This is a genomic window from Candidatus Dependentiae bacterium (assembly GCA_016871815.1).
In the GTDB taxonomy this organism is placed as follows: Bacteria; Babelota; Babeliae; order Babelales.
This window is the reverse complement of record VHBT01000007.1, coordinates 21,261-30,285: the sequence shown is the minus strand read 5'-3', so window position 1 is coordinate 30,285 and position 9,025 is coordinate 21,261. Positions and strand designations below refer to the sequence as shown.

Annotated in this window: 5 protein-coding genes; 1 reads left to right on the top strand and 4 read right to left on the bottom strand. The window is 39.4% G+C overall.

All coding sequences use genetic code 11. The features are described 5' to 3' along the window. Window positions 1–492 precede the first annotated feature (492 nt). Genes recJ through lysS form a run of 4 tightly spaced genes read right to left on the bottom strand, consistent with a single transcriptional unit; the run spans window position 493 to window position 4,931 of the window. Window positions 493–2,214, bottom strand: coding sequence for a single-stranded-DNA-specific exonuclease RecJ (gene recJ, locus FJ366_02215; GenBank protein ID MBM3894387.1), 1,722 nt, complete (start codon window positions 2,212–2,214; stop codon window positions 493–495). Beyond that, a complete protein-coding gene (locus FJ366_02210) occupies window positions 2,214–2,837 on the bottom strand; it encodes a hypothetical protein (GenBank protein MBM3894386.1) in 624 nt (207 codons plus the stop codon). The genes recJ and FJ366_02210 overlap by 1 nt, the downstream gene beginning before the upstream one ends. A 2-nt stretch (window positions 2,838–2,839) precedes the next feature. Further along, window positions 2,840–3,436 carry a hypothetical protein gene (locus tag FJ366_02205; GenBank protein ID MBM3894385.1) on the bottom strand — a complete coding sequence of 199 codons (597 nt, stop codon included), beginning with the start codon at window positions 3,434–3,436 and terminating at the stop codon, window positions 2,840–2,842. Then, window positions 3,426–4,931, bottom strand: a complete 1,506-nt coding sequence (gene lysS, locus FJ366_02200) for a lysine--tRNA ligase (GenBank protein MBM3894384.1) — start codon at window positions 4,929–4,931, stop codon at window positions 3,426–3,428. The genes FJ366_02205 and lysS overlap by 11 nt, the downstream gene beginning before the upstream one ends. A 234-nt stretch (window positions 4,932–5,165) precedes the next feature. Here lysS and FJ366_02195 point away from each other — a divergent pair, with 234 nt between their 5' ends. Then, window positions 5,166–8,999, top strand: a complete 3,834-nt coding sequence (locus tag FJ366_02195) for a hypothetical protein (GenBank protein ID MBM3894383.1) — start codon at window positions 5,166–5,168, stop codon at window positions 8,997–8,999. The last annotated feature ends 26 nt before the right edge of the window (window positions 9,000–9,025 follow it).

The window sequence follows — 9,025 nt, the reverse complement described above, 5'->3', positions numbered from 1 at the left end:
TAGATTTTGTTGAGTTTTCGTCCCAAGTATAGCCGCAAGCTTGCAAAAAAGGATGATAATTTGGTGTAGCTTTGTCCCATTTTAGGTATCGATTAAAAGTTGTACTTCAAAGATTCATGTGCTTGTTGATGCACTGGGATATCAACTAAATATTGAAATAATCTCTGGCGCGTTTCACAACATTACTCAAGCAGCGTCTCTAGCTGTAAATCGTTTTAAGACGCAATTACTTGCGAGCAAACCCTATGGATCCGGAAGCTTTAGAGTTTTTTTTAAGCCAAGAACTGCGCTCCTGTAAATCAAATGTTCTAGCCCATGAATTTTACTATCCAGAGCTTTATAAAAAACGAAATCTTGTAGAGTGGTTTTTCTTAAAATTTAAACTTTTTAGGCGCCTGTTTTCTCGCTTTGATAAAAAGCTTCTTAATTTCAAAGCATTTCTCACTATTGCAGAAACTGTTGGGGATTAAATGAAAAATTCGTGACTACGTTCTAGATTTTTACATCAATACCGATTATTTCTGTAGATGTTGTTTCGTTCCATTCGTTTTGAGTTATAGTTCCGATGATACTAAATGGCTTATCTTCTAGATTTTTGAAAATATCGTATAATTCTGGTCTATTAAAAAAGACGATAGGTTTTATAATTCCCTGCGAGAATGCGGTGACTTTGAGATGTTTGTCTTTCATAAGTTTTGGTGGTTTAACCTGTGAAAGATCGTGAATTACAAAAATAGGCTCTTCGTTTCCCATGCCAAAAGGTTCAAGTCGTTCAAGGTCTTTTATTAAATTTTTATTGATGTCACAAAATTCAAGTGGTGCATCGGCGATAATTTGTGGTTGCAGATCTTCAAGTGAAACCTTGCTGGCAATAGTTTGTGAGATTCTTTTTTTGAATTCAGATAAATCATTCTGTCTCAGCGAAAGTCCAGCTGCAGCACTATGACCTCCAAATGAAATAAGCAAGTCTTTATTGGCTTCAAGAATGGAAAAAAGATCGAGTCCTTTGACAGAACGGCACGAACCTTTTGCAATTCCCTCTGAGGTGAGGTGAAACAAAAAAGTTGGCTTTCCGTAAGAATAAGTTAATTTTCCAGCAACAAGACCAATTACACCTGCTGGCCAAGCGTTGTTTCCTGCGATCAGTACAAATTCTTTTGAAAGATCGTACAATTTTTTTTTGATGGCAATTTCAATTTCTTCGTAAATATCGCGTTCAACTTTTTTACGTTCTTCATTTATTTTTTTTAAGATGTCTCCAACTCGTGCAACATCTTCTGGATCTGAACTGATTAAAAATTTTACTGCATCGCGAGGATCATCTAATCTTCCGAGTGCGTTGATTTGTGGAGTGACCATAAATCCAATATCGCGAGCCCCAATTCTGTTTTTTGCCAGGTTTGCGTTTTCTAGAAGACGAGCTATTGATTCGCTTTTTTGTTCATTAATCAGTGATAGTCCGTGTAGTACCCAGTGACGATTTTCATGAATGAGGGGAACTACGTCGGCAATTGTACCAAGCATGAGTAATTCATAAATTTTTCGGGGTAATTCTTTTCCTATTTTTTTGTACAGCTGCGAAATGACTTTGAAGATAACACCAACGCCAGCAAGATTTTTGTGTGGAAACAGACAGTCACTTTGTTGTGGATTGACGATGCAGTATGCGGGAGGAAGATCTTTGTGCGGCTTGTGATGATCGGTGATGATTAAATCAATCCCAAGTTTTTTTGCAAGTTCTGCCGCTGGGAATGCGCTAATCCCATTGTCGACTGTAACTATGAGTGAATAATTGTTTTTGTGTGCTTGTTCAACGGCGTATTCTGAGAGGCCGTAGCCATGCTTTTTTCTGACAGGTAAGAAAAAATTTATTTTTGCATTCAAGGGGATGAGCGCAAGCAACATCAGAGATGTAGATGTTATTCCATCAACGTCGTAATCGCCAAAAATAAGAATTTTTTCTTGTTTTTCGATTGCGCTTAAAATTCTAGTTACTGCTTGATCGCATGATTTTAAAAGTGCAGGATCGGCGATATGTTGCTGCGAGTCGAATGAAAGAAGTTCAGAAATTTTTTCTGAAGAAGTATACCCACGCGTGAATAAAGCGTGGGTAATTGGTATTGTTAAATAGTGTTTGGCTGCAAGCTGTGTAATTTCATTTGGCTCTGCTTCTTGCAAGTGCCAGCGAAACTTAAGGCCCTGGATGGTGATCATTAGTCGTTAAAACTTCCTGAATCATCAGCAACATAGGTAACGCCACGTTGTCGAACTTGCTCTTCGTACCAGGTGAAAAATTTTTTAAGAGCTTTGGTTCGGTGATAGTATTCATTTGCTTCTTGCTTGCCTGCCATCTGTAGGTAAGTGTACTTGCTTCCAGATGGTTTAAATATCGAAGCAAATCCACGAGAATTGAGTAATTCTAGTGATGGTGGAGTAATGATTTCTCCTTCGGTATCAGCTCTGAAGTGATGAAAATTAATACCATCTTCGGTAAAGCAAATCCTGCAATAAATGGTGACTCTGTTATCGTCATCGATTAATCGATAAATGCCTTCCCAGCCAAGACTAATGGCTGTTGGTTTTGCAAGTGTTCCAGGGTAAAAGCCATACTTTTTGAGATAAAAACCAGCATCGTCGACAAGACACGGTCCTTGAACTGCGTTCCATGCTTGTTGAGCTTTGTGTTCAATGACTGTTTTTTCGTCAAATGTTTGAATTTCTTCGAGTTCGGCATTTTTATCGATGATTTTAATTAATGTAAATTCATTTGCGGTAAGTCGTTTTGCTTCTCTTACTTTGCCTCGGTTTGAGGTAACGTAATACACTTTTTGTTGCATGTTTACACATCCTCCGGAAGGTCAAAGTACCAGTTTATAAATTTTTTACATGCTTTGAGTCGTGGAGAAAATTGTAACTCGCGATCATTTCCAATAAGTTGCTGCAATGTTTTGGTAGATCCTTCTGGGTGAAAGATCGGCATCATATCAAAGTTGGTTTGGGTTGCGGGAGCAAATTCATCAAGGATGTATCCTTCAACTCGAGAGTTAAAATAGCAGTCAGCGTTACTTTGTCCAATATAGCCAATCCAGCTGAATGCAGTTGCCTGGTTGTCTGCTCGACAGAGTTTATTGATTCCTTCTCGAGCAAGGCCCGAAAGCGCGAATTCAGAAAGTGTTCCTGGAAAGTCTGGATATCGTTTGAAGTAAAATCCAGAGTCTTCAACAATTAATGGTTGTTTGAAGTGGTTCCATGCACGCATTGCTTTGTGCTGAATGACACGTTCTTCTTCAAGGCTTTGTAGTTCATGCCATTGAGGGGTTTTGAAAACTAATTCAATCTGAGGAGCATGTTTTTTGAAGAATTCATTGACCTGGTCAAAAATTGCTTCTTTTTCGGTTACAAATAAAAGAGTTGTCGCCATATTTTTACTCATCATGTTTAATTTTTAACGTTGGGAACAAAATTACATCTTTGATTGATGTGGTATTGGTGATAAACATAACAAGTCGATCGATTCCAATCCCAACGCCAGAGGTAGGTGGTAAGCCATATTCAAGTGCGGTTATGTAGTCTGCGTCATATAAATGAGCTTCTGCGTCTCCACCGTCGCGAGCACTTGCTTGCTGTTTAAAGCGATTTGCTTGATCGATAGGATCATTAAGCTCGCTATATCCATTTGCAAGTTCCATTCCCGCGATAAAAAGCTCAAATCGTGCAGCAACTGAAGGATTTTGATCATCCGTTTTTGCAAGCGGTGAAGTTTCGAGTGGGTATCCTGTGATGAATGTTGGTTGAATGAGTTTCTTTTCGACAAGTTCTTCAAATAGCGCGGTGATTTTTTCGCCATAAGAAGCCTGTGTGTTTGCATGGCTTGCACCATGTTTTTTCATTGTTGCATCAATTTGCTCTGCAGAAATTTCGCTTTCGCTCAGGTTTCCAACAGAAACGAGAGATTCTTTCATGGTGAGTTTTTGGAATGGGCCTTTAAAGTTGATGGTAAATGGTCCAAATTCAACTTCTGATTTACCAATAGTTTGAGTGACTGTTCTTTCGAGTAATTCTTCGGTAAGTGCCATTCCTGTCTTGTAATCACCATGAGCCATGTAAAATTCGATCATGGTAAATTCTGGATTATGTCTTGTTGAAACGCCTTCGTTGCGAAAGTTTCGATTAATTTCAAACACCCGTTCCATGCCGCCGATGACGAGTCTTTTTAGATATAACTCAGGGGCAATTCGAAGATAAAAATCACTTTTTAATGCGTTATGATGAGTTACAAATGGCCGAGCTGCCGCACCGCCAGGAATGGGGTGAAGCATAGGGGTTTCAACTTCAATAAAATCTTTTTCAGTTAACACTGATCTGATGTTTTGGATAATTTTTGATCGTTTAACAAACTTATCAAAGGTTTCTCGATTACTAATAAGATCTAGATACCGTTGACGGTATCGTTGTTCAACGTTAGAAAGTCCGTGATGTTTTTCGGGAAGAGGGTGCAATGATTTACTCAAGAGTTCCCATTTTTGGGTATCAATTGTTTTTTCGCCCGTTTTTGTAAGAAATAATGTTCCTGTGATCCAAATAATGTCGCCAGTGTCGACAAGAGATAAAAATTCGTGAAAGTTTTTTTCACCAACCGTATTTTGTTTTAGATACAGCTGAATGGATCCAGATCTGTCTTGGATAACAGCAAAGAGTGATTTTCCATGCTCACGGCGAGCAATAATTCTTCCTGCGACTGAGAAAATATGGTCAGCGCCAGATTCGCTAGGCGCGATTTCTTTTGTTAAAAGCTCAGCACATGTTGAATTTGTCGGAAGATATGATGGCCATGGATTTCTTCCAGAAAGACGGATTTGTTCCAATTTTGCACGTCTCACTTCACTTTCATTCGTGAGGTGCGAAGTTTGTTCATGAAGCGGAGAGGCCATAGCTTAAGCTCCTAGATTGCTCTCGAATATATTTGATGTGTCCAGTCTAAAAAATTGGTACACAAAACCACCCTGGCATTATACCCGTAAAACAGTCTTGTGGCTAGAACCGTTTAAGGAAAACTAGAATTACTTTTTTGATGAAGCGTCAATTATTAAAGTTATTGCACTCTTTTTTTTTGTTTGATTACGATTGGCGCGAGTCGTTTTTTTTTTACAAAAGCTAGGAAATTCATGAGTAAGCAAAGAGCTTTGTTTTTGAGCGCAATTTTGTTTTTGGGTTGGAATTTTTTTCGTGTAGAGGCTACAGCGGTTGGTGTAGTTGAGGGTAGTAAAATAGCTCAGGCTTCTCAGGTTGTTAGAACTGGAACGGCGAGGTTAACAGATGAAGAAATAGCAAAAATTAATAAAGAGGCTGCTGAGTTTGCAAAATTAGGCCAAGCTGGTGCTTTGTCTGAAAGAATTAAAATTGCAGCAAATATTGGCAAAAATGTGGTTATGAATCCTGTTGATAGCTTGTATTCGGTTGTGGCTCCCTTGGCGATGTTTGTAATTGGTTTTTTTGAGCAAGCAGCTAAGCAGATGTTGCAATCAAATTATATGGATCAAAAGCTATCGATATTGGTTGATCCATCAAAACAGTGGAGTGCGCTTGTTGCAAAAGAAAAGGATGCTTTAAGAAAATTGGGTGGCGTAAAAACAACAACTCAAGACACTCAGGTTCCTTCTTCAAAAGGAATTGCCCAGCTTGGCGAAACCGGCTGGAATAAGCAGTGGAAAGGCGGCAACGTTGGGATAGTGTATGACTTTGGATTTGGTGGAGCTGGCGATGATTTAACTCAACCTCTTGGATTTATTCGCAGTGAGGTTTCAGGGAAATACTATTCTCGACCAGTTCGAGGTCAGATTTCTCCGGCATCAATGACGATGAATAATAAGTCTTATAGGGTTGATTTTCGCTCAAAACCATTTGTTGTTTTGATTCCAAAGGTTCTTGGGACATTGTTTTCGGCGAATGTTGTTAATCCGACGTGGAATAGGTTTCTTAATTTTACTCAGCTCGACCCTATGGGTATTTTCTCTATGAAGGTGTTGCTTCTTATTTCTACAGCATTTAGAAATTCTTTTTCTAAGGTTCAGCCAATAAAAACAACTGATAAGACACAAACTGCCTCAGCTGCAAGTTGGACATACACTTCGGTTAAAGATGGCGCAAAATATCCAGGAGTTGAAAATATTTATACCGAACTTACAAAGTTGATCCAACGGTTGAAAATAACACCCGATATTAAGCGTACGATTGCAGCAAATAACGGTGAGACAGTTCCAAGCAAATGGGACTTGAATAAGATCGTGTATATGCAGGACATTAATTTGGGTAAGTTGCTTTTGTCCATCCTGCCGCAGCCGCTTAAAATGATGTTGAATCTGTTTAAAATTAAAGTTAATTTTTATGAATATCAGTCAGTAATTGATAAAAAAACAAAAACTGCCGTTTCGGATATTGATTTATTGTATGGCAGAGTGCGTGGCTATGGAATGGCCGTTGATGATTTGGCTAAAATGAAAGCATCAGGAACTGAAGGAGAATATGTCGATTCATTTATAGCTCGTTTACGAATGATCGAAGAGTTGGCGCCAAAAATTTTGTGGAAAGATGGATCGCAGACATTTACAGATACCATGAAATTGTTCTTTTTAATTCGTCGGCTTTCGGGTGAGCTTTTTGTTGGAATTGAACCAATTGTTACTACCTATGGAACAGGGGAAACACAAGATCTTAAGGGTGCTGATTCGTCTCCGATTGGCATGCAAGACAGTTCGGTTTTACCAGAATATGCGATGGGGATGGGTGGGTATTACAAGGATATAGATTTTGATCTTTTACAAAATAAAATACTCCCAGCTCGAGTCGATGCTCTTTCTAAGTACATTGATTTTGTAAAAAAATACACCAGTTCATTTGTTTCCTCCAAGGTTGGTGACGTTATGATTGACTCGCGATATCGAATTTCTGCATCAGCAGATGCGTCTGTTGGAGGAGTTGATGATTATGCTCGTTATTTTCCGCAAGCAGCTATGAAACAAATTTTGAATGATTATGTTTCGTTAGTGGGAAATGAAGTGTCTGCAGTTTTGTCATCGCTTGATGCGCAGATGAATTCATTTAAAGCGGTTGTCGCTCAGGCGAAAACAATGAGTGAGCCATATAATGCCGCTGAATCTGCGGGTGAAGTTCTTTCTGATCAGATGATAAATGCTAAGATTGATGCTTTAGATAAGCTTGTAAGTGAAATGCGTAGGCGAGAAGCGCGAGGGCAAGAGGTTGGCATATACCCGGTTGGTTCGGAAGAAAAATTATTAAAAATAGTTGAGGTTCCGGGTGTTATTTATTTGGCATATTGTTTGGATTATCTTTCAAATCTTTTGAATACACCATTTGATGGAGACAAGCAGTATCACTTTGATGATAGTTTTTTTGATGACGATTCTTCGTATTTACGATTAATTTCTATTTTGATGAGAGCAAATCAAGATTTATCTCGAGCAGCTCGTGTGGTGAGTATGACTGAGGGGCCTGTCGAGTTTAAAGATGCGGCAGGTAAATATTATATGGTTCCAAGTGGTTCTTCTTTTTATACCAGTGCGCTTAAGGTGTATGATCAGAATGTGCTTGTGCAAGAACAAAATATGCGTGATGCGCTTGCTAGGTTTGGGGATTCGTCTGCACAGTATAAGCAGGCTACTGAAACATATTTGAATAATAAAAAATTGCTTTCGGCTAAGAAAAAAGAAATGAATAATGTTTTGCGAACATTTGAGTTCGATCGTCGAGCTGGATTTGGAGCAAATTTTGATTTGAAAAATATGATGAAGCAAAAATCGCTTCAAGCGGTAGGTAATACCGTTGATGTTGCGGGTGCTTCAGCTGTTGTATCGGTAGTTGCTCCCGGATCAGCCGCAGCTGCACAGGCAGAGCAACTTGCAACACAAGTTAGTACAGCGCAGCAGTCTGCCTCTGTGCAAACTTCAGCTGACGGTTCTGAGGACGTTTCGGATGGAGTTGTTGGACGGCTGGATGATGGCTCTGCGGTTTATTCGTATGAGCGGTCGGTTAATGACTTTTTACAAGATGAACTAGCGTCACTTGCGTTTAGGACGAAAATGGTTGATTTGCAGTCTCTTAAAGATTTGGTTATGGCTATTACTGGTATTTCGGCTGAAGATTTGTGGACGGGTGTTGAGAGTCGTAAGCGTTTGCTTTTGATTCTGCAACAAGAGGCGGCTCAGGCGTCATTGTTGCAGCAGTCAGTTGATGAGGCTGCAGTGATTGATCAAGGGGCTGCTGATGAGAAATTGACTGAAGGTGAATTGATGACATCGGCAGACGATGTTGACGCACATAATGTTGATACATCGATTTTTGCCTCTCAGCAAAATACAGCAACTCAAGAGAGCAAGGATTCTTTAGCTGCGTTGCCTGATGCATCGGTTGCTGCTAATTCTGATTCGGCAGTTGCAGTAAGACCAGTTGTTCCTGCTGTTGGACCAATAGCTCAGACTCCTTTGCAACCTGTTGTTCAAGCAGCTTTGCCAGCAGTTCTTCCTGTGGTTGAAGTAGCGCCTGTTCAGCCAGTAACAACGTTGACGGATAAAGATTTTGACCTTGTGGTGGTGGCAGCAAATGGAGAGGGGCTTAAATCGTTTAATGACGAAGTTGGGCTTATTAAATTAACATCAGATTTAGATGCGTTGTACGCGCAAACTAAAAAAGCAATTCAAGATAAAAATGGGGTAGATTTTTCAGAATCGTTAAAGGATTTGGTGTTTAGTTGTGCGCAAGTAGTAACACCTACTGAGCAGGTTAAATCATTGTTTGTTGAAACGCTTGGCAAAATAATTAATTTACTGTCGTTTGTTCAGGTTGATGATGCTTTTTCCACGTATAAAGCGATGAGTAACTTGCTTGCAGTGACAAATTATTTATCAAACGGATTGTTATCAACGCAGTCGGCAGCATTAGCGCCGTTGGCAGAGAATTTACGGTCGTGGCTTAAATCAAATTAATTAAGATCTAAAATTGAAAAAGGGCA